General features: G+C 64.1%; 18 protein-coding genes and 1 tRNA gene. 10 read left to right on the forward strand and 9 right to left on the reverse strand.

What is annotated here, in order from left to right:
- Window positions 1-35: 35 nt before the first annotated feature.
- Window positions 36-1,109, reverse strand: a complete 1,074-nt coding sequence (gene recA / locus G568_RS0102400) for a recombinase RecA (RefSeq protein ID WP_026756551.1) — start codon at window positions 1,107-1,109, stop codon at window positions 36-38.
- Between the two features lie 192 nt (window positions 1,110-1,301).
- On the opposite strand from recA, the gene G568_RS0102405 reads away from it, so the two are divergent.
- The gene (locus G568_RS0102405; RefSeq protein WP_026756552.1) at window positions 1,302-1,904 is read left to right on the forward strand and encodes a sulfotransferase family 2 domain-containing protein; all 603 of its coding nucleotides are present in this window, start codon (window positions 1,302-1,304) and stop codon (window positions 1,902-1,904) included.
- A gap of 22 nt (window positions 1,905-1,926) precedes the next feature.
- Here G568_RS0102405 and G568_RS0102410 read toward each other — a convergent pair whose 3' ends face one another.
- The 3 genes from G568_RS0102410 to guaB all read right to left on the reverse strand — a co-directional run bounded on the left by G568_RS0102410 (window position 1,927) and on the right by guaB (window position 7,013).
- Window positions 1,927-4,203, reverse strand: coding sequence for an ATP-binding response regulator (locus tag G568_RS0102410; protein WP_157084241.1), 2,277 nt, complete (start codon window positions 4,201-4,203; stop codon window positions 1,927-1,929).
- A 140-nt stretch (window positions 4,204-4,343) separates the two neighbouring features.
- Window positions 4,344-5,516: an RsmB/NOP family class I SAM-dependent RNA methyltransferase gene (locus G568_RS0102415; protein ID WP_026756554.1), complete on the reverse strand. Its 1,173-nt coding sequence runs from the start codon at window positions 5,514-5,516 to the stop codon at window positions 4,344-4,346.
- A 48-nt stretch (window positions 5,517-5,564) separates the two neighbouring features.
- On the reverse strand, window positions 5,565-7,013 hold the full coding sequence (gene guaB / locus G568_RS0102420; protein WP_026756555.1) for an IMP dehydrogenase: 1,449 nt from the start codon (window positions 7,011-7,013) through the stop codon (window positions 5,565-5,567).
- A gap of 220 nt (window positions 7,014-7,233) precedes the next feature.
- Between guaB and G568_RS0102425 the strand changes: the two genes are divergently transcribed.
- Together G568_RS0102425 and G568_RS0102430 are read left to right on the forward strand one after the other, a co-directional pair.
- Entirely contained in the window at window positions 7,234-9,279 is a 2,046-nt protein-coding gene (locus G568_RS0102425; RefSeq protein WP_026756556.1) for an ASKHA domain-containing protein, read from the forward strand.
- A gap of 40 nt (window positions 9,280-9,319) precedes the next feature.
- Window positions 9,320-9,393, forward strand: a tRNA-Gly gene (locus tag G568_RS0102430).
- 591 nt (window positions 9,394-9,984) lie between these two features.
- Here the strand turns inward: G568_RS0102430 and G568_RS0102435 are convergent.
- The gene (locus G568_RS0102435) at window positions 9,985-11,967 is read right to left on the reverse strand and encodes an oxidoreductase (protein WP_026756557.1); all 1,983 of its coding nucleotides are present in this window, start codon (window positions 11,965-11,967) and stop codon (window positions 9,985-9,987) included.
- Window positions 11,968-12,121: 154 nt separating this feature from the next.
- On the opposite strand from G568_RS0102435, the gene G568_RS0102440 reads away from it, so the two are divergent.
- Both G568_RS0102440 and G568_RS0102445 read left to right on the forward strand, forming a co-directional pair.
- Window positions 12,122-13,189, forward strand: coding sequence for an AbrB family transcriptional regulator (locus G568_RS0102440; protein WP_026756558.1), 1,068 nt, complete (start codon window positions 12,122-12,124; stop codon window positions 13,187-13,189).
- Window positions 13,190-13,248: 59 nt separating this feature from the next.
- Window positions 13,249-14,004 (forward strand): SDR family NAD(P)-dependent oxidoreductase, encoded by a 756-nt coding sequence (locus G568_RS0102445; protein WP_026756559.1) that lies wholly within the window; start codon window positions 13,249-13,251, stop codon window positions 14,002-14,004.
- Window positions 14,005-14,046: 42 nt separating this feature from the next.
- On the opposite strand, the gene G568_RS0102450 is transcribed toward G568_RS0102445, so the two are convergent.
- The 4 genes from G568_RS0102450 to G568_RS0102465 all read right to left on the reverse strand — a co-directional run bounded on the left by G568_RS0102450 (window position 14,047) and on the right by G568_RS0102465 (window position 18,038).
- Window positions 14,047-14,814 (reverse strand): potassium channel family protein, encoded by a 768-nt coding sequence (locus tag G568_RS0102450; protein ID WP_037373541.1) that lies wholly within the window; start codon window positions 14,812-14,814, stop codon window positions 14,047-14,049.
- Window positions 14,815-14,849: 35 nt separating this feature from the next.
- Complete coding sequence (locus tag G568_RS0102455) at window positions 14,850-16,682, reverse strand: ABC-F family ATP-binding cassette domain-containing protein (RefSeq protein ID WP_026756561.1); 1,833 nt, start codon at window positions 16,680-16,682, stop codon at window positions 14,850-14,852.
- Between the two features lie 70 nt (window positions 16,683-16,752).
- Window positions 16,753-17,487 (reverse strand): GNAT family N-acetyltransferase, encoded by a 735-nt coding sequence (locus G568_RS0102460; RefSeq protein ID WP_026756562.1) that lies wholly within the window; start codon window positions 17,485-17,487, stop codon window positions 16,753-16,755.
- Window positions 17,488-17,579: 92 nt separating this feature from the next.
- Entirely contained in the window at window positions 17,580-18,038 is a 459-nt protein-coding gene (locus G568_RS0102465; RefSeq protein WP_026756563.1) for an outer membrane protein assembly factor BamE, read from the reverse strand.
- 88 nt (window positions 18,039-18,126) lie between these two features.
- Here G568_RS0102465 and G568_RS0102470 point away from each other — a divergent pair, with 88 nt between their 5' ends.
- The 5 genes from G568_RS0102470 (at window position 18,127) to ihfA (ending at window position 21,568) form a co-directional block, all read left to right on the forward strand.
- On the forward strand, window positions 18,127-18,702 hold the full coding sequence (locus G568_RS0102470; protein WP_026756564.1) for a YceD family protein: 576 nt from the start codon (window positions 18,127-18,129) through the stop codon (window positions 18,700-18,702).
- 151 nt (window positions 18,703-18,853) lie between these two features.
- The gene (gene rpmF, locus G568_RS0102475; RefSeq protein WP_026756565.1) at window positions 18,854-19,060 is read left to right on the forward strand and encodes a 50S ribosomal protein L32; all 207 of its coding nucleotides are present in this window, start codon (window positions 18,854-18,856) and stop codon (window positions 19,058-19,060) included.
- A gap of 23 nt (window positions 19,061-19,083) precedes the next feature.
- Window positions 19,084-20,190 carry a phosphate acyltransferase PlsX gene (gene plsX, locus G568_RS0102480; protein WP_026756566.1) on the forward strand — a complete coding sequence of 369 codons (1,107 nt, stop codon included), beginning with the start codon at window positions 19,084-19,086 and terminating at the stop codon, window positions 20,188-20,190.
- Complete coding sequence (locus G568_RS0102485; RefSeq protein ID WP_026756567.1) at window positions 20,187-21,158, forward strand: beta-ketoacyl-ACP synthase III; 972 nt, start codon at window positions 20,187-20,189, stop codon at window positions 21,156-21,158. The genes plsX and G568_RS0102485 overlap by 4 nt, the downstream gene beginning before the upstream one ends.
- 107 nt (window positions 21,159-21,265) lie before the next feature.
- Window positions 21,266-21,568 (forward strand): integration host factor subunit alpha, encoded by a 303-nt coding sequence (ihfA, locus tag G568_RS0102490; RefSeq protein ID WP_026756568.1) that lies wholly within the window; start codon window positions 21,266-21,268, stop codon window positions 21,566-21,568.
- Window positions 21,569-21,573: the final 5 nt, after the last annotated feature.

Genomic DNA, 21,573 nt, shown 5'->3' on the forward strand with positions numbered 1-21,573 from the left:
CGACGCCCCGGCCGGTAGGCCGGGGCGCGAGGGGATCATGCCTCGACGATATCGTCGTCTCCGTCATCGCGCGGCGCGTCGAATTCCAGCCCGTGCGCGGCGCGGATCTGGTCCTCAATCTCGAACGAGATCTTGGTGTTATCCTTGAGGAACTGCTTGGCGTTCTCGCGCCCCTGCCCGATACGCTCGTCTCCATAGCTGAACCAAGAGCCGGACTTGTCCACCACGCCGGCCTTGACCCCGAGATCCAGAAGCTCACCTGTCTTCGAGATCCCCTCGCCATACATGATGTCGAACTCGACCTGCTTGAACGGCGGCGCGACCTTGTTCTTGACGACCTTGACGCGCGTTGCGTTGCCCACGACCTCGTCGCGATCCTTGACCGCGCCGATGCGCCGGATGTCCAGCCGCACGGAGCTGTAGAACTTGAGCGCGTTGCCGCCCGTCGTCGTTTCCGGGCTGCCGAACATGACGCCGATTTTCATCCTGATCTGGTTGATGAAGATAACCATGCAGTTGCTGCGCGCCATCGAGCCGGTAAGCTTGCGCATCGCCTGGCTCATCAATCGCGCCTGTACGCCGACGCTGCTATCGCCCATATCGCCCTCCAGCTCGCTCTTGGGCGTGAGGGCGGCGACCGAATCCACCACGACCATACTGACCGCCCCGGACCGCACCAAGGTATCGGTGATTTCCAATGCTTGCTCGCCGGTGTCGGGCTGCGAAATCAGCAATTCATCAAGGTCCACCCCAAGCTTGCGGGCATATTGCGGGTCCAGCGCGTGTTCGGCATCGACGAAGGCGCATACGCCGCCCTTCTTCTGCTCCTCGGCGACGCAATGTAGCGTCAGCGTCGTCTTGCCCGAGCTTTCCGGCCCGTAAACCTCGACAATCCGTCCCTTCGGCAAACCGCCGATCCCGAGCGCGATATCGAGGCCGAGCGAGCCGGTCGAGGTCGATTCGATGTCGCGCATGGCGTTGTCGCCACCCATCTTCATGATCGAGCCCTTGCCGAACTGGCGCTCAATCTGCGCCAAGGCGCTATCGAGCGCCTTTTGCTTGTCTGCGTTTTTCTTGCTGTCCATTGAAAGAAGATCTGCCGTTGCCATTGGATTTGGTTCCTTATTTCACAGAGACCGCGATGCAGCAATCGCTGGATTGTTCTACCTATGTTCCATCCCAACTTATGAGCACAAAATGAGAACATTGCAAATAAAATCTATACCATCGACTGTTGCCCAAGTTGGTTAAAGAGTGGTTTATTCTGGAAACTTCTCATAAAATCAGGGACAAGAGGCGTCATGCTGGTATTTTGGAAACAACGACTCGTGTTCCTGTCAGTGCCCAAGACGGGCACCACGGCCTTTGAGGCTGTGCTCGCGCCGATGGCCTCGATGGCGATTCTCGAGCCGCCGGAACTGAAACATGCGCCGGTCTATCGCTACAACCGCTTCTTTCGGCCCATGTTCGAGAAGGCCTGCAAGACCGACGACATGGAAACCCTGGCGGTGATGCGCGAGCCGATCAGTTGGCTGGGAAGCTGGTACCGGTTTCGGCGGCGCCCGTTCATGCGTGGGCGCCCCAATGCCACCTTCGACATCACTTTCGATGAGTTCGTCGAGGGGTACATGGACAATCCACGCCCCGGTTTTGCCAATGTCGGCAGCCAGGCCAAGTTCCTTGAGCCGCGCCCGAACGGGACCAGGGTGACGCACCTGTTCCGCTATGAGGATCAGCCATCGCTGATCGCGTTTTTGCAGGAGCGGCTTGACGCGACATTGGACTTGCCACGCCTGAACGTGTCACCCGATATCGAATTGACGCTGTCGCATGACGTGGAAAAGAAACTTCGGCGCAAATGCGCGGCCGAGTTTGACCTGTGGGAATCCATCGGCCCGCGATAGGCGCTAATAGGCCCGCGCCCCCTCATTGCAATTGGTGAGAAACCGTTTCCGTCAGTTGGGACAATGAGAACGGTTTGGGCAGAAACACGGAGTTCAGGATATGGGCCCGCACGTTTCCAAATGCTTCCTCCGCGTATCCGGACACGAATATCACCCGTACGTTGGGCCGACTCTTGAGCGCCTCGACCACCCAGCTGGGACCATCCATGCCCGGCATCACGACATCGGTGACGAATACGTCAACCGCAAGATCGCTGTCTTGCAATGTCTCGAGCGCGCCCTCGGCGGATTCCGCTTCGAGGACAGTATAGCCACGTAGCCGCAACGCGCGCGCCGCGAAGGCCCGCACCGGCGCCTCGTCCTCGACCAGCAGGATAACCCCCTCTTCGGGTTCCTTGAGCATTTTCGCGCTCTGCGGTTCGGGTGCCTCGATCCGGTCGGCCGGGGATAGCTCGTGCAACGGAAAGATAAGTGAAAAGCTGCTGCCGCTGCCCGGCACGCTATCGGCAAAAATGTATCCGCCACTTTGCTTGATAATCCCATAGGCCGTCGACAGGCCAAGCCCTGTCCCCTCGCCGGTCCGCTTGGTGGTGAAGAACGGCTCGAACACCTTCGGTAGCTTTTCGGGATCAATTCCCACACCATCATCGGACGCCATGATGCGGACGTATTTCCCGGGCGGCACAATCGCGCGATCCCGTTCGAGCGGCGATTTCAGGGTGATGCAATCGGTCTCGATGCGTATTTCACCCCCCTCGGGCATCGCGTCGCGCGCGTTAACGACGAGGTTCATCATCACCTGCTCAAGCTGGCGCTTGTCTGCGCGGATCATCGGGTTCTCCGGATCATGCGTCAGGTTCAGGCGCACCCGCTCGCCGACCAATCGGTTGAGCAGATGGGTCAGGTCGGACAGCGTATTCCGCAAATCGAGCACTTCTGGGCATAGCGTCTGCTTGCGCGAAAACGCCAGTAGCTGCCCGACCAAGGACGCCGCGCGGTTGGCATTCTGGTTGATCTGGACCAGGTCGGCATAGGCCGGATCACCCTGGTCATGGCGCAGCAGCAACAGATCGCAATGACCTGAAATCGCCGTCAGCAAGTTGTTGAAATCATGCGCAACCCCGCCGGCCAATTCCCCTATTGCTTGCATCTTCTGGCTTTGGACAAATTGCGCCTCAAGCGTCTTGAGCTTCGTCGCGTCATTGATAACGGCAATCAGCGAGGGCGCGCCGTCCGTGTCGACACGCGTCAGTGTCACCTGAACGAACACCTCGCGGTCCGTACGGCTGAGCCGCAGAAATTCGGAATTGCGCGCGGGCCGTCCGTCGATCGCTTCGGCCAGCCAATCGGCTACGGAGCGCCCCAACCCCTCCATCAGGTTCGGAAGGCTCTGGCCTTCGCAATTTCCCTTTCCAAAAAGATCCCGGGCAAGTCGATTCGACAAGATAATAGACGCGTCGGCATCAAGACGCAGAAGCGGCACTGGCAGGTCCTCGAAAAACCGCCAACCGCCGGCAACTTCGGGCGATTTGGCCGGCACCAGCACGATCTCGCGGCGTCCTCCGGTGGCGGGTCCGTCCGAGACCAGGCAGGCGCGCTGCCCCTCCACCGTGTTAATCATGTTGATCTCGCCCATGCGGGGCGCGGCGCCGCCAAACAGCGCCTCGATCGATTTGACTCGGTGACCGATAAAGACGCGAGCCGCCTCGTTCATGAACAGGATCGTGCCCCCGCGGCCCGCCGTGATCATCGGCAACCGCTGCGCCAACCCAAAGCGCCCGGGCGCTGGCCTGTCGGCGATATCCTCGAACCGCCACAGGAACGCGCCATGGTTCAAACGGTGCACAGCGATGCGCAGATGCCCCTGGCGCATCACCGCATCCTCGCGCGCTGCGCCGTTGGTCTGCGCGCGCAATTGCAGCCGGTGCAACACCGCCGAGGGATTGGCGAAGACGTCCGGCAAGAGGCTGGCGACAGTAGCGTTTTCGGATACGCCGAATCGCGCCCGCGCGGAGGCGTTGGCGTGGCAAATGCCACCGTCTGCATCGGCGAGGACGCTGGGGGCGGCGTCATGCGCGACAAACTCCGTAACTGCGCGCACCGACTGGCGGTTGCGGCGGCGGGCCAGGCGGCCAACGACCCACGCCATTGCCATCACCGCCAACAGTGCCCCCGCGACCGAAAATAGCGCAGATGCAAACAATGCATCGCGCACCAGCACCGCAGCCACCGCCGCGGACGCCCCCAGGCCAAGCATCGCGCCTCCGTGGCGCAGCACCCGTTTGGATACGCGCGTCATCGGCCCATCTGAGATCGCCGCAAATGGCACTGCTTCCCCTCCCGCACTTGGTTGCAGATTCGGCATCGCCCATCATTGAGCGCACAAAGCCTTAACCGGTTCTTAATTCAGATCATTTTGCAGCTTTGGGTTGCGCGCCATCAGTCTCGACGGCGCAATAGCTGCGCGACAAAAAAGCCGTCGCCGGATGGCCCCGGGTCCCAATGCCGCCGGGCCTGCGTGGTCCAGGTTTCATGACGCGCCAGGAACGCATCGACCCGCGCGTCGTTCTCGGACCCGAGGATCGAGCAGGTCGCGTAGGCAAGCGTGCCGTCCTGCGCGACAAGCGTGGCGGCCTGATCAAGGATCTGATCCTGGAGAGCCTGCAATCGCGCCAATGCGTCCGGGTCCAGCCGCCACTTGGCATCAGGCGCGCGGCGCCACGCGCCGCTGCCAGAGCAGGGGGCGTCACACAGCACCAGATCGAAGGGCGCCAGGGCCCGCGCGTCGTGCAACGTGACCTGCCGAACCGTTGCCCCCGCCCGCAAGGCGCGCTGCGGCAGGTCGCGCATACGGCCCGGGTCGGCGTCATGCGCGAACAGCTCGATATCCGCGCGCGCGGCCATGGCCAGTGCCTTGCCGCCGCCACCGGCGCAAAAATCAAGCACTTTCATGCCACTTACAAGGCGAAGCTCATCCACAATGGATTGACTCGCGCCGTCCTGAAGCTCTACCAATCCGTTGGTATATGCGCGCGCGGCCCGAATACGTCGCCCCCCCGCATTCACCTTGAGCGCAGTCGGGGAAATGCTATCGGGAGCGGCGTCGACCCCGTCTTCGGCCAGCATGTCGATGGCATCGGCGCGCGCCCCCTTGCGCAGGTTCACGCGAAGCATCACCGGCGCCCGTTTACGCAGTTGCAAGGCCAGATCAGCCGCCCTTTCATCGCCCTCGGCCTCGCGCAGCAGGGTCCAGAGCCAATCAGGCAGGTCCATCGCCTCGGCGCCTTCCGGAGAGCGGCCCGCGCGCGCCTCCTCATCGCTGAGCGGTGCGGGCGCGTGCCCCTGCCCGGTGAAATACGCGCCCGGCTCTTCGCCGCGCTCGCGCAGCAGGCCGATCATAACGGCGCGGCCCGTCATTCCCCCACCCCGCGCGGCGGCGGATCGCAAGCGGCGCAGGGCATCAAACACATGATCGCGCACCGCGGCCCTGTCTCCAGAGCCCGCATACCGCGCGCTGCGCGCCCAGCCTGTGAGCGCCTGTTCGGCCGCGGCACCGGCAAGCACCTTGTCCAGCACCTCGGACGCGGCGGCAATTCGGGCGGCGGGCGTCATGCCTTGATCACATGAATTATGTCGCCCAATGCGCTGATATGAAACAAGTTATCCAATGCGGTAATTGGGGCTTTCGCGGGTTATCTGAACATCGTGCACATGGCTCTCGCGCAGGCCCGCGTTGCTGATCCGGACGAAATTGCAGTCGCGGCGCATCTGGTCCACGGTCGAGCAGCCGGTATAGCCCATGGCCGCGCGCAAGCCCCCTATCAACTGATGGATGACGGCGCCTGCCGCGCCCTTGTAGGGCACCTGCCCCTCGATCCCTTCGGGCACCAGCTTATCGCTGGCGGCGTCCTTTTGGAAATACCGATCGGCCGAGCCGCGCGCCATCGCGCCAAGGCTACCCATTCCGCGGTAGCTCTTGAAGCTGCGGCCTTGATAAAGAATGACTTCTCCGGGGCTTTCGTCCGTCCCCGCGATCATCGAGCCAACCATCGCGCAAGACGCACCAGCCGCGATCGCCTTGGCGAAATCGCCCGAATACTTGATCCCGCCATCGGCGATTATGGGCACATCCCCGGCGGCGGCGACGCAATCCATCACCGCCGTCAACTGCGGCACGCCAACGCCGGCAACCATGCGCGTGGTGCAGATCGAGCCGGGCCCGATCCCCACCTTGATCGCGTCGGCGCCAACACCGATCAGCGCGCGCGTGGCTTCAGCGGTGGCGACGTTGCCGGCGACCACCTGCACGGTGCTCGACAGCGCCTTGGCGCGCGCGACCGCCTCGGAAACGCCGGACGAGTGGCCATGCGCGGTGTCAATCACCACCATATCCACGCCCGCGTCGATCAAGGCCTCTGTCCGCTCGAACCCGGCATCGCCGACGGTTGACGCGGCCGCCACGCGCAGCCGACCCAGATCATCCTTACAGGCCGAAGGGTTGAGAACCGCCTGCTCGGTATCCTTGAGCGTCAGCAACCCGGTCAACCGTCCGTCCTTGTCGGTAACCAGAAGCTTCTCGATCCGGCGTGCCTTCATCAGGGCCTTGGCCTCTTCGCGGTCGGCCGGCTCGACAAGGATGGCCAGGTTGTCGCTGGTCATCATCACCCGTACAGGCGTCGCGTCATCCTCGGCAAAGCGCATGTCGCGGTTGGTCACGATGCCGACAACGTGCCCCTTGTCGTCCACCACCGGAAAGCCGGTCACGCGATAGCGCGCCTGCAACTCCTTGGCGTCGGCCAGGGTCTGATCGGGCGACAGGGTGATCGGGTTGTAGACGATCCCGGATTCGAAACGCTTTACGCGCCGCACCTGGCGGGCCTGCTCTTCGATATCGAGGTTGCGATGTATCACGCCCATGCCGCCGAACTGCGCCATGGTGATGGCCATGCGCGATTCCGTCACCGTGTCCATGGCCGAGCTGAGCAAGGGAATGTTCAGGGCAATTTCGCGCGTCACCCGGGTGCGGGTATCGGCGGTGGATGGTATCACGTCCGACGCGGCGGGTACCAAAAGAACATCATCGAAGGTCAGAGCCTCACGAATCTCCATTTCTCATCTCCATGGACAGATCGTTTGGCACGTCCCTATTACACGTCTCGGACAAGGATGAAAGGGCCATTTCCCCGCATGACCAGCCACGCGCCGGACATCACGACAAGATCGGCCGGACAAAAATGACGCTGGCGCGCGATTATCTGACGTTCCTCACCCTTTCGCGTCCTATATGGGGAATAAGGTAGCCCCGAGCGCAACGAACAGGACGAGTCACATGAGCACTGACCCCCTCGTGGTCTTTACCCCTTCGGGCAAACGGGGCCGCTTTCCCAAGGGCACCCCCGTCCTGACTGCGGCCCGGCAACTTGGCGTGGACTTGGATTCGGTCTGCGGCGGGCGCGGGATTTGCTCCAAATGCCAGGTGACGCCGTCCTTTGGCGAGTTTTCCAAGCACGGCGTCACATCGTCGCCCGGCGCGCTATCCGAATGGAACGCGGTCGAAGAACGTTATGACAGCAAACTAGGGCTGAAACCGGGGCGCAGGCTGGGCTGTCAGGCTACGGTTCAGGGGGACGTGGTGATCGACGTGCCCGCCGAAAGCCAGGTGCACAAACAGGTCGTGCGCAAGGCCGCCACCGCCCGCGACATCGTGATGGACCCGGCGACGCGGCTGTACCTCGTCGAGGTGGAAGAGCCCGACATGCACGAGCCGACCGGCGACCTTGAACGCCTGGCGCGGGCGCTTGCGGCGCAATGGGACATCCCACGCATCGCCGCCGATCCCGGGCTTCTGGGTCGGTTGCAGCCCACCCTGCGCAAGGGCGGTTGGCAGGTGACAGTGGCGGTGCACCACGATCACACCGGCGCCAAGCCGCGCGTGCTTGAGGTATGGCCCGGCCTGCACGAGGGGGGCATATACGGCCTTGCCATCGATCTGGGATCAACCACCATCGCCGCGCACCTGGTCGACCTGGTGGACGGTCAGGTGCTGACCTCGGCGGGCGTGATGAACCCGCAAATCCGCTTTGGCGAAGACCTTATGAGCCGCGTGTCCTACGCCATGATGAACCCCGGCGGCGACAAGGAGATGACCCGCGCCGTGCGCGAGGCGATCGACACCCTGATCGCCGAGTTGGCGGGCGAGGCCGGCATCGCGCCGCAGTTGATCCTCGAGGCGGTGATCGTGTGCAACCCGGTGATGCACCACCTGCTCTTGGGTATCGACCCGGTGGAGCTGGGCCAGGCGCCGTTCGCGCTGGCCACTTCGGACAGTATCTCGATTGGCTGCGCGGCGCTGGACCTGACGGCGCCCAACCCGCGCGCGCGATGCTACATGCTGCCGTGCATCGCCGGGCATGTCGGCGCCGACGCCGCCGCCGTGGCCCTGTCGGAAGAGCCGCACAAATCCGACGACCTGGTGCTGGTGGTCGATGTAGGGACCAACGCCGAAATACAGCTTGGCGACAAATCGCGGGTTCTGGCCTGTTCCTCGCCTACCGGCCCCGCGTTCGAGGGCGCACAGATCAGCGCCGGACAGCGCGCTGCCCCCGGCGCGATCGAACGGGTCGAGATCGACACCAAGACCCGCGAGCCGCGCTTTCGCGTGATCGGGGTCGAGCCTTGGTCGGACGAGGAGGGCTTTGCCGAGGCCGCCGCGGTCACCGGCATCACCGGCATCTGCGGCTCGGGCATCATCGAAGCAGTGGCCGAGATGCGCATGAGCGGTGTGCTGGACCCCTCCGGCCTGATCGGGTCGGCAGAACAGGTGGGGACGCCGCGCTGCATCACCGAGGGGCGCACGCATGCCTACGTGATCCACGATGGCCGCGATCAGGGCGGCCCGCTGGTGGCCGTCACACAAGGCGATATCCGCGCCATTCAACTTGCCAAGTCGGCGCTTTATGCGGGGGCGCGACTGTTGATGGATGAAATGGGCGTGGACAAGGTCGATCGCGTGGTGCTGGCCGGTGCCTTTGGCGCGCATATCAGCCCCAAGCATGCCATGGTTCTGGGCATGATCCCCGACGTGCCGCTGGACAAGGTCACCAGCGCCGGCAACGCCGCCGGAACCGGCGCGCGCATCGCGCTCAGCAACGTCGCCGCCCGCGCCGAGATCGAGGAAGTCGTGCACCGCATCACCAAGGTGGAAACCGCGATCGAACCGCGCTTCCAAGAGCATTTCATCGCCGCCAACGCGATCCCCCACGCGACCGACCCGTTCCCTGAACTATCGGCAATCGTGCCCCTCCCCGATGTCAGCTACAACACCAAGGGACAGGACACCGACGGTGGCGGACGGAGGCGGCGCCGAAGGGCTTGACCTCTGCGCGCCGCTGGCATACCAGTCAGCGGCGCCTCAGGCGGGTGTAGCTCAATGGTAGAGCAGCAGCTTCCCAAGCTGACGACGAGGGTTCGATTCCCTTCACCCGCTCCAGCGCCCAGCCCTTTGTATTTTGTGGTGCAGGTGAGCGATACCAAGGCTCGGGGCGCTATGACTGCTCCGAACCCTTTGTGCCGGATCAGGCCGGCACGGTATTGGCGGCGTATGGCCTTGAGCGCACATTGCACAACCGGCTGAGAAGCCGCGCATCGTCGGGCCGCGGTGCGGCGATCCTTCGCTGGTGCGGGGCACTTTATTCCAGCCAAATCCGAACAACATCAGAGCGTTGCGCGGACGTCAGCCCAATCGCCGTGCCGTCACGCCAGAGGCGTGCCGATTATAGGCGGCGCCCCTTTGGGGCGACGGGCGGCCCGGCGATGCGCGGCGCCCTTCGGGCGCTATTTCGCGCGAGGCGTTATATGAGATGCCCCCTCCAGGCCAGCTTTCCCATGTCCCGAACCGACCCGAACGCCCGCTTTGTCCGCTTAACCGACATTTAGCTCAGACACCTCGCGACGGATCTTTCGAGAGCTCATGTTCGACAGGGCGTCGTTGTCCACAAGGCGCTCGGCGGGTAGGTGCGCCACGGAATGCAAGGCGCTGGCTCCAACACCCCTCCCTTGATTGATCGCTTCGGTCTGCCGCTCAGAGCGTCAGCGCGCATTTGCGGCCCTCGTGGATTGCCGCCGCTGCGTTGCGTGGGGCCAGGGCATCGCCAATCAGGATCGGCACACGTCCAATGGTACGAAGCACGGCGGCAAGTTCGGTGTCTGCCCGCACGCCAGCGGCCAAGACCAGCGTATCGGCTGCGATCTCCTCGGCCTTTCCGGTCAATAGCGACACGACCTCGGCCCCCTGCCCCGCGTGCCAGCGGGTGATCGCGCTTTCGACGACAAACCGCACGCCCAGATCGGCCAGCGTGCGTCGTGCCGGGCCATCCGTGGCAGAGCGCTGCAAATCCTGCGCCACCATCGCGTCGGGCGTCACGATGGTGACCACGTGCCCGTCTTGCGCCAATTTCCACGCGGTCCCGATGGCGCGCCATGCGCCGCCTTCGTCCAGCACGATAACCCGCGATCCGGGGCGGGCAGCGCGCGCCATCACGTCCTCGGCGGTGCAGACGCCGCCACCTCCCACGCCGGGCAGCGCGGGCACATGCGGCATCGCTTTTTGAAAGCCGCTCTCGTCCGGCAAAGCCCCGGTGGCAAGGATCACGTGATCGGCGGCAAACTCCGCGATTTCGTCCGCATCGAGGTAGCAATTCAGCCGCGTTTTGACGCCTAGCCCGTCAAGCTGCCGCTCGTACCACGCGATCAGCTCGGTGATCTGGCCGCGCCGGGGTTGCCACCCCGCCAGCATGAACCGCCCGCCAAGCGCCGGACCGGCCTCGGCCAAACTCACCTGGTGCCCGCGCTCGGCGGCGACGCGCACCGCCTCCAGCCCCGCGGGGCCGCCCCCCACCACCAGCACGCGCGCGGGGCTGCGCGCCGCTGTAAAGCGATCGCCGCCCCACTCGGCCTCGTGCCCCGCAGACGGGTTCACGACGCACGAAATCCAGTAATCCCGGCCCCGCCGGCCCCAGCATTGCTGATTGCACGACAGGCAGCCGCGAATATCCTCGTCCCGACCACCTTGTGCCTTGGCCACAAGATGCGGATCGGCAATCTGTCCGCGCACGATCGACACCATGTCGGCCTGCCCCGCGCCCAGAACGGTATTGGCGTTCTCGGGCGTGCGAAGCTGTGCCTCGCTGATCACCAGCGCGGTCTTCAATTCCGCCTTCAGTCGCGTGCACAGGTCCACCGACAGCATCTCGCCATACTGGAAGCTCGGGATGATCTTGTAAAAATCGAGGTAGCTGCCCATGCCCACGGTGACGTAATCCATCAACCCTTCGGCATCGTGCAGCGCGATGATCTGCACCATTTCGTCGTGATCAAGCATCACCGCGCTGTCCGGCTCGTCGTTCACGGCCAGACCGACGATGAAATCCTCGCCACAGGCCGCCCTGATCCTGCGCAGGATCTCGCGCGAGAATCGCGTACGGTTTTCCAGGCTGCCGCCCCATCGATCGTCGCGCTGATTGGAGAACGGCACCCAGAACTGATCGAGCAGGCAGTGATAGGCCGCCCAAACCTCGACCCCGTCGAAGCCGGCCTGCTGGCACCGCCGTGCCGCCGCAACGAAACCCGCGATCGTCTCTTCGATCTCGTCCTCGGTCATTTCGTGGCTGCCATCGTTGTCGTGATAGCTGGGCCCGCCCGAGGGCGACCAATGCGCGTGCCAGCTGTTGTCCCAGTCGCCATGCGCGCCGACGTGATAAAGCTGTTGGATCATCACCGCGCCTTCGGCTTGGCAGGCTTCGACCATCTGGCGAAACGGCGTGATCACCTCATCGGAGCACGGGCGAAAATTGCCGCGCGTCAGCACCGCGGCGGGGTGCACCGGTATCGGCTCGACCACGATCATCGCCGCGCCGCCCATGGCCCGTTCGCGGTAATAGGCCGTGTGGCGCGCGCCGGGCAGGCCATCCTCGGCCATGTTGGTGGTGTGCGCGCCGAACACGATACGATTGCGCAATTCCTTGTGGCGCAGGCGCAGCGGCTTGAAGATGTGAGGATATCCCATAGCAGACCTCATCGCGTTGCCTCCGCCCGGTGCAGAGCCAGAGCATGACACTTGTGTCGCTGGTACCGACACGTATGTCAATTCCGATCTTGCACGCACCCGCTTCCAACCCGGCGCGCATCGCGCTAAGCATGGCGCAACCACGCAGGCCGCCATGTTCGCATCGACCCACCTTGCCACGCTCATCCTGATTTGCCTCGGCGCCATCGGCGGCACGGTGGCGACGCTGACGCCGCTGCCCCTGCCGTTCATGCTGGGCAGTTTGATCGTGTCTGCAGCGGTGGCGATCATGGCCGCGCACCGCTTGCCCGCGGGGTATCTTTTCCCGCAGCCGCTACGCCTTGTGTTCATTGCGGCGATCGGCGTGATGATCGGCGCGCAGGTGACGCCGGATCTGGCCGCGCTCATCCCCTCGATGGCGATCAGCCTGGCGGCGCTGACGCTGTTTGTCGGTCTGGCCCATGCCGGGAACTTCGCGATTTTTCACCACCTCGGCGGTTATGATCGCAGCACCGCCTTCTATAGCGGCACACCCGGCGGGTTGATGGAATCCATCGCCATGGGCGAAGATGCCGGTGCCGATGTCGCGGTGATCGGCCTGCAACAGTTCTTGCGTATCATCCTTGTCATCACCTTCGTGCCTGTGGGCCTGTCGCTGTGGTACGGCGCGCCGGTGGGCAGCGCCGGCGGCGCCAGCCTTGCGCCCGCGCAAACCGGCCTTTCGGAGCTGCCGCTGGTTGCCGTCGCAGGGGGTGCCGGGCTGTGGCTTGGCCTGAAGTTCCGGCTGCCGGCGGGGCAGTTGACCGGGCCGCTGTTTGTCGCGGCGGTCATGTCGCTGTCTGGAATCGGCGCGCCGGCCCTGCCCGATTGGCTGATCCACGCGGCACAGGTAGTCATCGGCACATCGCTGGGTCTGCGGTTCACCGGGCTGGCCCGGTCGGACATGATGCGGGCGCTATGGCTGGGGCTTATTTCGGTCACGGCGATGCTGGCCCTGGGCACGGTGCTTGCATTGGCCGTGCACCAGATCACCGAGACCGCCTTTGACGTTGCATTGATCAGCCTTGCCCCCGGCGGCGTGACGGAGATGGCGCTTGTCGCGCTCAGCCTCAACGCCAACCCCGCGATCGTCAGCGCGAACCACATCTATCGCATCATCCTGACAGTGATCGAAATCTCGATCCTGGCCCGCATTCGGCGCTACCGCGACAACTCGCTTTGACAGGGCGCGCGTCGCCACGTTATCTGAACGCATGTTCAGTTTGAAAGGACGACCAGCACATGCGTATTGAAGACACTGCCGCGATCGTCACCGGCGGCGCCTCGGGCCTGGGCGAGGCGACGGCCCGCGCCCTTACCGCCGCGGGGGGCAAGGTGACGATCCTTGACCGCGACGCTGCGCGCGGCACCGAAGTCGCACAAGAGATCGGCGCCACCTTCCACAGTTGCGACGTCACCGACGAGGCATCGGTCCAGACCGCCATTGATGCCGCGCGCGCAACGATGGGGCGGCTGACCGCTGCGGTGAACTGCGCCGGGATCGCCACCGCCGAGAAAACGCTGGGCCGCGAGGGGCCTCACCGGTTGGAGAGCTTCCGCCGCACCATCGACGTCAACCTCGTGGGTACGTTCAACGTGGCGCGGCTGGCGGCCAGCGCGATGTCGGAAAACACCGCCTCGCCCGACGGACTGCGCGGGGTGATCGTCAACACCGCCTCGATCGCCGCGTTCGACGGGCAAAAGGGCCAGGCCGCCTATGCCGCCTCAAAGGCGGGGATCGCGGGGCTGTCCCTGCCGATGGCGCGCGATTTGTCCCGCGATGGCATCCGTGTCATGGCAATCGCACCGGGTATCTTCCGCACGCCGATGCTGATCGGGCTTGGCGAAGAGGTGATGCAGGGGCTTGCGGCCGATGTCACCTGCCCCAAGCGGTTGGGCGATCCGGCCGAGTTTGCCGATCTGGCGCGATTCATCATCGCCTCGGATTACCTGAACGGTGAAACCATCCGCCTTGACGGAGCATTGCGCATGCGCTGAGCCCGCCGCAAGGCCGCCGCCCGCCGATCCGCGCGGGCGGCGCTATTGTTCGGCACCTTCGGTTTCGATCTTCAACTCGCGGCCGCAATGCTTGCAATGGATCGCGTCCGGGTCGTGCCGCGACAGGCCGCACCCGGCGCATTTGTGCCTGATCTTGGCCGGCACGAAAATCGCCCGCGCCAGCCGCACGAACAGCGCCACGCCGAAAATCATGATAAGCACCGACAGAATTTTGCCGGTGGTCGTGCTAAGCACGATATCGCCAAACCCCGTCGTGGTTAGCGCCGCAACGGTAAAATACAGAGCGTCAATATAGCTGCTCAACTCCGAGCTGTCGCCGCCGCGCAGGAAAAACACCACGGCCGTCATCAGGAAGACAAACACGAACAGGTTTACGGCGGCGATGATCGCATCCTCGTGCAGCCGGAAAAAGCGGTTGTCGCGGCGCAAGTCACGCAGCACGTGATAGGAATGCAGAAGGCGCAGCGCCCGCACCACGCGGAACAGGCCCAGTGTCTGCCCCATCAGCGGCGCCGCCAGTAGCGAGGCAAGAACGACAATATCCGCGATCACGTAGATCTGCCGCAAGAACCGAAGCCTGTTTTCCGTGATCCACAGCCGTGCGCACAGATCAGCAAAGATCAGCACCCCCAGGACGCCATCGACAAGCAATAGCACCGGCGTAATCGGTAGCGGCGCCGTGCCGATGAAAAACAGGATTGTCACCGCGTCGAACACCAGCAACGCATAGCGAAACTGGGTCGCCCGCTTGGACCGCCCCGTATAAAGTAGCCTGATCCGGTCTTTCACTGCGCCATGCCTCCGCCTCGGGTGCCTCACCGGCACTATAGCGCTGCTTCGGCCTTTTCTTCCAGAGCGAGCCACTCCTCCTCGGCGGCGGCAAGGGTCTTTTGCCGCTCGGCCAAGGCCTTTGTCGCCTTTTCGAACTTCACCGGCTCGCGTGTGTACAGGTCGGGCGCCGACAGGAACTCTTCCAGTTTGGCGATCTCGGCCTCAAGGCGCTCAATCTCGCCGGGCAGTTCCTGGCGCCTGTGTTCCTCGGTGAACGACAGGGTCGAGGCGGCCGTGCCTTGGTCCTTCTTGGGGGCCTTGGACGCCCCGGTACTTGGCTTTTGCTTTTTCTGCGCGGCCTCTTGTTCGGCCTCCGCCTCGGCCTTTTGCGCGCGGTAGTCGCTCCAGCCGCCGGCATAGACGGTGGCGCGGCCGTTGCCCTCCATCGCGACGGTCGCTGTTGCCACGCGATCAAGGAAATCGCGGTCGTGGCTAACCAGCAGGACCGTGCCGTCGTAATCGTCTAGCAATTCCTGCAACAGGTCCAGCGTTTCAACGTCCAGATCGTTGGTCGGCTCGTCCAGCACCAGGATGTTACTTTCGCGCGCCATCAGTTTCGCCAACAAAAGGCGCGCCTTCTCGCCGCCCGACAGGGCCCGCACCGGCGCGCGAGCCTGACGCTCGTCGAACAGGAAATCCTTCAGATAGCCCACCACGTGGCGCGGCTCGCCCCGCACCATCACCTGATCAGCCTTGCCGGACACGCGCATTTCGGCATCGCCAGTCAGGCTGTCCCAAAGGGTCATGTCCGGGTCAAGCTGGGCGCGCGCCTGGTCGAACACCGCCGGCATCAGGTTGGTGCCGCGGCTGACGCTGCCGCTGTCTGGCTCAATCTCGCCCATCAGCATCTTAAGCAACGTCGTCTTGCCCGCTCCGTTGGGTCCGACAAAGGCCACGCGATCGCCGCGCTGTATCCGGATCGAGAAGTCGCGCAGAATGACATCGTCGCCATACGCCTTGGAAATCCCTGTGGCCTCGATCACCTTGCGGCCCGATTTCGGCCCTGATTCCAGGGCCATTGCCGCCGTACCCTGCCGCTTGATCTGGCCGGCGCGCTGATCCCTGAGGTCGCGCAGCGCACGCACCCGGCCCTGGTTGCGCTTGCGCCGGGCGCTGATGCCTTCCACGGCCCACCGGGCCTCGGACTTGATCTTGCGGTCAAGCTTGTGGCGCTGCTGATCCTCTTCTTCCCAGACCTTGTCGCGCCACGCCTCGAACCCTTCGAACCCGATCTCCTGTCGGCGCACGGCGCCCCGGTCGATCCACAGGGTCGCCCGCGTCAACGCCCGCAGGAACGCGCGGTCGTGGCTGATCAGGACATAGCCCGCGCGCGTAGCCTTCAGCTCCTGCTCAAGCCACGCGATCGCCTCGATATCGAGGTGGTTGGTCGGCTCGTCCAGCAGCATCAGCTCGGGCGCCTCGGCCATCAGGCGCGCCAGCGCGGCGCGCCGCCGCTCACCGCCCGACGCAGTGGCAACCCGGCGGTCCGGGTCGAACTTCAGGCCCTCGGCGGCCATTTCAACGCGGTACATCTCGCCCGGCTCAAGGGTTTCCGAGGCAAATTCGCCGAGCGTTTCAAACCCTTCCATGCGCGGCTCTTGTTCCATGTAGCCCACGGTGACACCCGGTGCAGTCGTACAGGTGCCGGTGTCCGGCTCGACAAGGCCCGCCATCACCTTCATCAGGGTTGATTTTCCGGACCCGTTGCGCCCCACCAGTGCGACCCGGTCACGCTGATGCACCACAAGGGACATGTTGGCGAACAAGGGCGCGCCGCCAAAGGTCAACGAAACATCGGAAAGTTGCAAAAGTGGTGTGCGTGCCATGGCGCGCAGCTATCCCGCTACGCGGGGGGCCGTCAAGGCGCCTTGCACACGCCCGCACGCCCAAGGCCCATCACGAAGCGACTGCGCGCAGCAGGCGCTGCCGTCCCGGCGGGATCGCCCCGATCTCAAGCCCGGTGAACACGTGCAGCGTATTCAGTGCGTCATCGACAACCGCATGGTCACTGACCCAGCCGCCCATCACCAGGTAAGTCTTGAGCAAAGGCGGCATCCGGCGCATCGCGCGGCGCATGTCGGTATCCTTGCCCGCGCCGTCGCCGAAGCGCACCACGCGCGGCGCCTTGATCCGCGGCCACCACCGCCGCGGCGCCAGGTGCCGCGCATTCAACAGGGCAAACGCATCGTCGTAGGCGCCGGCATCCGTGCCCCGGAAGGACGAGCAGCCAAACAGCATCTCGATGCCGCATTGATCGACATACTGCGTCAAGATCCCCCATCCGAGGCGCAGGATGTCCGCGTCGCTCCAGTCGGGATCGATGCAGAAGCGGCCCATTTCCGCCATCGGGCCACCGAACCCTTCAAGCGCGGACAGATCGTAGAACTGCGCCGAATAGCTTTGCCCAATCCGCGCGCCGCTCTCTATGGGCAGGACACGAAAGCAGCACACCAATTGCCCGCTATCCCGGTCCTCGATCAGGAAATGCCGGCAAAGTTGGTCGAACCCGTCGCTGTCCAACCCCGTCGCGGACCCTCGAAAACACCGCTGCCTGAGGCGCTGCGCGCGCTCAATATCGGCATGCGTCTCGGCAATCCTGCCCCGGTAGCGCCCTTTTTCAAGAATCGGCATCCACTTCGCTCCGCATACCCGCACTATCTGTCCCGACGCAGGCGCGTAGCACGCCGGTCATGTCACCGCGGTGACACCGGCCGCAGCGTGGATCAGTTTCCAAGCATGCTGTCGGCACTGAAGCGCCCGAGCTTGCTCATCAACTGCCGCAGGATGTTCGTATCCACCACCGACGAATCCGTCACCCGGCGCGAGATCGGCACGACATTGCCATCCTCCAGCGTGAACCGCTCGATATTGCGAACGACGCCGCCCCTGTCAAAGCTGATGGCCACCACCTCGCGCTTGACCACTTGGGGCCGCTGATAGGCGAAATGGCGCATCCGGCTCTGGACGTAATAGAACGCACTGTCATCCAGAACGCCGCCGGTGGTCGGCGCGCCAACGGTTTCCTCGACACTGGCGCGGGTGTCCACGCCGACGGTGATCTTCTGCAGATCCTCCTCCAGCGGAATGTAGCCGTGATTGCGGTAGGTGGCCGAGCAGCCCGCCAGCGCCAAAAGGCACAAGCCGATGACGATATTACGAAGTCCCGTGCGTTTCGCAGACATGGTTGCCCTCTTGAAATGGCCGATCGCGCCTTTTATCGACGCTTATAGAAGGATCATCTTCGGTTCAAGAAAGGAAACGGGTCAACGCATGTCCGAATCTTCGGTGCACACCCAGGCCGCCTTGCGCGTGGCCAAGCTGTCAACGCAGTCCCCGACCGAATTCAACCTGCGCCCCGGCGCCGAGGAATTGGCCGCGATCGCCGAGGAGCTGGACCTGAGCGGGCTACGCAAGCTGTCGTTTTCGGGCACTGTGCGCGCCGACGGCCCGCGCGACTGGCGTCTCGACGGGCAGCTTGGCGCAACTGTCACGCAGCCCTGCGCGGTCACGCTTGCCCCCGTGACCACCCGCATAGACGAGGCCGTGACCCGGCGCTATCTGGCCGATCCCACCCCCATCGAGCCCGACAGCGAAGAGGCCGAGATGCCCGAGGACGACACCGCCGAGCCCCTGCGCAGCGTGATCGACCCCGGCGCCGTCATGATCGAGGCGCTCAGCCTCGCGCTGCCGATGCACCCTCGCGCCCCCGGTGTCGAGCTGGGAGAGGCGGTGCATACCGAGCCGGGCGCAACCCCCATGCGCGACGAGGACACGCGCCCCTTCGCCGGCCTGGCGGACCTGATGGCCGAGAAGCCCACGGACAACGATGATGACAATGACCGCTGAGCATTGAAAAAACCGCTTGCGACTCTGGGCAATGTCGGTATTTTCCGCCCCTCATCCGAATTTTGGGTTGGACATGTCGGCATTGACCGAATATGAGCCGTGAACCCACGCGAAACCGGGCGATGTGCCCACAGGAAATCGAGGTTGTGACATGGCTGTCCAGCAGAACAAAGTCTCCAAATCGCGGCGCAACAACCGTCGCGCACACGATGCGCTGGTTGCGGCAAATCCCAACGAATGCGTCAACTGCGGCGAACTGAAGCGCCCGCACCACGTTTGCGCATCCTGCGGTCACTATGCCGACCGCGAAGTCGTCGCCATGGCCGACGAAGTCGATCTGGACGAAGACGCAGCCTGATCCAGCAACAAGCGGGCGTTCAGATGACTGCGGAGCAGGATCACTCCAACGCCAAGGCCGGGCGCATCACCATTTCAGTTGACGCCATGGGCGGCGACCTTGGGCCGGCGACTGTTGTCGCCGGTATTGCCCGTTCCGCCAAGAAAAACCGCAACATCGCTTTTATCCTGCACGGCCCCCGGGCCGAACTGGAGCGGCTGGTGGCCAAGCGCAAGCCGCTGATCGGCCGCTGCCAGATCCGCGATGCCGAAGGTGTCGTGCGGATGGAAGACAAGCCAAGCCAGGTCATGCGCCACGGCAAGGGCACGTCGATGTGGTCGGCGCTTGAATCGGTACGCGAAGGCGAGGCCGAGGTTTCCGTCTCCTGCGGCAACACCGGGGCGCTGATGGCGCTGTCGATGGTGCGCCTGCGCAAGCTGCCCGGCGTCGACCGCCCCGCCATCGCGATTCACTGGCCCTCGCGCAATCCGCAGCAATTCAACGTCATGCTTGATGTCGGCGCCGATATCCGTGCCGATGCGCGCGATCTGCTACAATATGCGCTGATGGGCGCCTCCTATGCCCGCAACGGCCTCGATCTGAGCTATCCTCGCATCGGCCTGCTCAATGTTGGCACCGAAGAGCACAAGGGCCGGCCCGAGCTGCACGACGCCAACGACCTGATCGCGGAGTTCGCCCCGCGCGCCAATTTCGACTATGTCGGCTTTGTCGAAGGCAAGGACATCCCCGGCGATGCCTGCGACGTGATCGTGACCGACGGCTTTACCGGCAATGTTGCCATCAAGACGGGCGAAGGCACCGCCAGCCTGATCTCGGACTTGCTGCGCGAGGCGTTCCGGTACACCCCCCTGTCGCGGCTGGCGTCGATCCTGGCGTACACGTCGATGCAGCGGCTCAAGAAACGCATCGACCCGCGCCGCGCCAATGGCGGCGTTTTCCTGGGCCTTAACGGAACCGTGGTCAAATCCCACGGTGCGGCAGATGCCACCGGGGTTTCCTCGGCGGTCAAGCTGGCCTTTCACCTCGCGCATTCGGGCTTTTCCGAAAAGCTTGCTGCAAGGGTTGCATCAGCCCCCGCACTGGCCGAAGATGATGTAAATGATCAACCCTCAGATGGTGATAAGAAATGACCCGACGCGCCGTTGTCAAAGGCGTCGGGCACTACCTGCCCAGCCGCGTGGTGCCCAACAGCGAATTCGAGAAATCGCTCGACACAAGTGACGAGTGGATTCGCTCCCGCTCGGGGATCGAACGCCGTCATTTCGCCGCCGAGGGCGAGACGACATCAACGCTTGCCACCCACGCGGCGCGCGCCGCGCTTGAGGATGCCGACCTTGCGGTTGACGATCTCGATGCGATCATCCTCGCCACCTCGACCGCGGACCTGACATTCCCGTCAGCCGCCACGATGGTGCAGGCCAACCTAGGTATGACCAGCGGCTTTGCCTTCGACGTGCAGGCCGTCTGCGCCGGGTTCGTCTACGCCATGGCCAATGCCAGCGCCCTGATCGCCTCGGGGCAGGCAAACCGCGTGATGGTGATTGGGTCCGAGACGTTCAGCCGGATCATGGATTGGACGGACCGTTCGACCTGCGTGCTGTTCGGCGACGGTGCCGGCGCGCTGATCCTTGAGGGGCAAGAGGCCGCGGGCACCTCGCAGGATCGCGGCATTCTGTCGACCGACCTGCACTCGGATGGCCGATATCGCGATATCCTCTATGTCGATGGCGGTGTCTCCACGCAAAGCACCGGCCACCTGCGCATGCAGGGCCGCGAAGTGTTCCGCCACGCCATAGACAAGCTGGCCGCAACTGCGCACGCCGCTTTGGACAAGGCCGACCTTGACGGGGGCGACGTGGATTGGATCGTGCCGCACCAGGCAAATATCCGCATCATCCAGGGCACCGCCAAGAAAATGAACCTTCCGATGGATCATGTCATCGTCACGGTTCAGGATCACGGCAATACCTCCGCCGCGTCGATCCCGCTTGCGCTGTCGGTCGGGCGCGATCGCGGCCAGATAAAAGAGGGCGATCTGCTGGTGACCGAGGCCATCGGCGGCGGCCTTGCGTGGGGCTCTGTCGTCCTGCGCTGGTAGCCGCGCAACACCCTGCCAAACTGTGGATAAACGGCGCTTCCCAAGTCATTGATATTGACTCGGAAATTCTCTTCACCCTATTGTCGCTCAAAACGGGGGACTCCGGCATGAGCGAAAAGACACTGACCCGAATGGATCTGAGCGAAGCCATCTTTCGCGAAGTGGGGTTGTCACGCAACGACTCGGCCCAGATCGTCGAAAGCGTCCTGACCCGCATGTCCGATGCACTGGTTGCGGGGGAGCAGGTCAAGATCTCCTCTTTCGGCACGTTCTCGGTCCGGGACAAGGCCGCACGCATCGGCCGCAACCCGAAAACCGGCGAAGAGGTGCCGATCAATCCGCGCCGTGTTTTGACGTTCCGGCCATCGCACCTGATGAAGGATCGCGTGGCGGACGGTAACAAACGCTGAGGCGG

Source organism: Sediminimonas qiaohouensis DSM 21189, from assembly GCF_000423645.1.
Taxonomy (GTDB): domain Bacteria; phylum Pseudomonadota; class Alphaproteobacteria; order Rhodobacterales; family Rhodobacteraceae; genus Sediminimonas; species Sediminimonas qiaohouensis.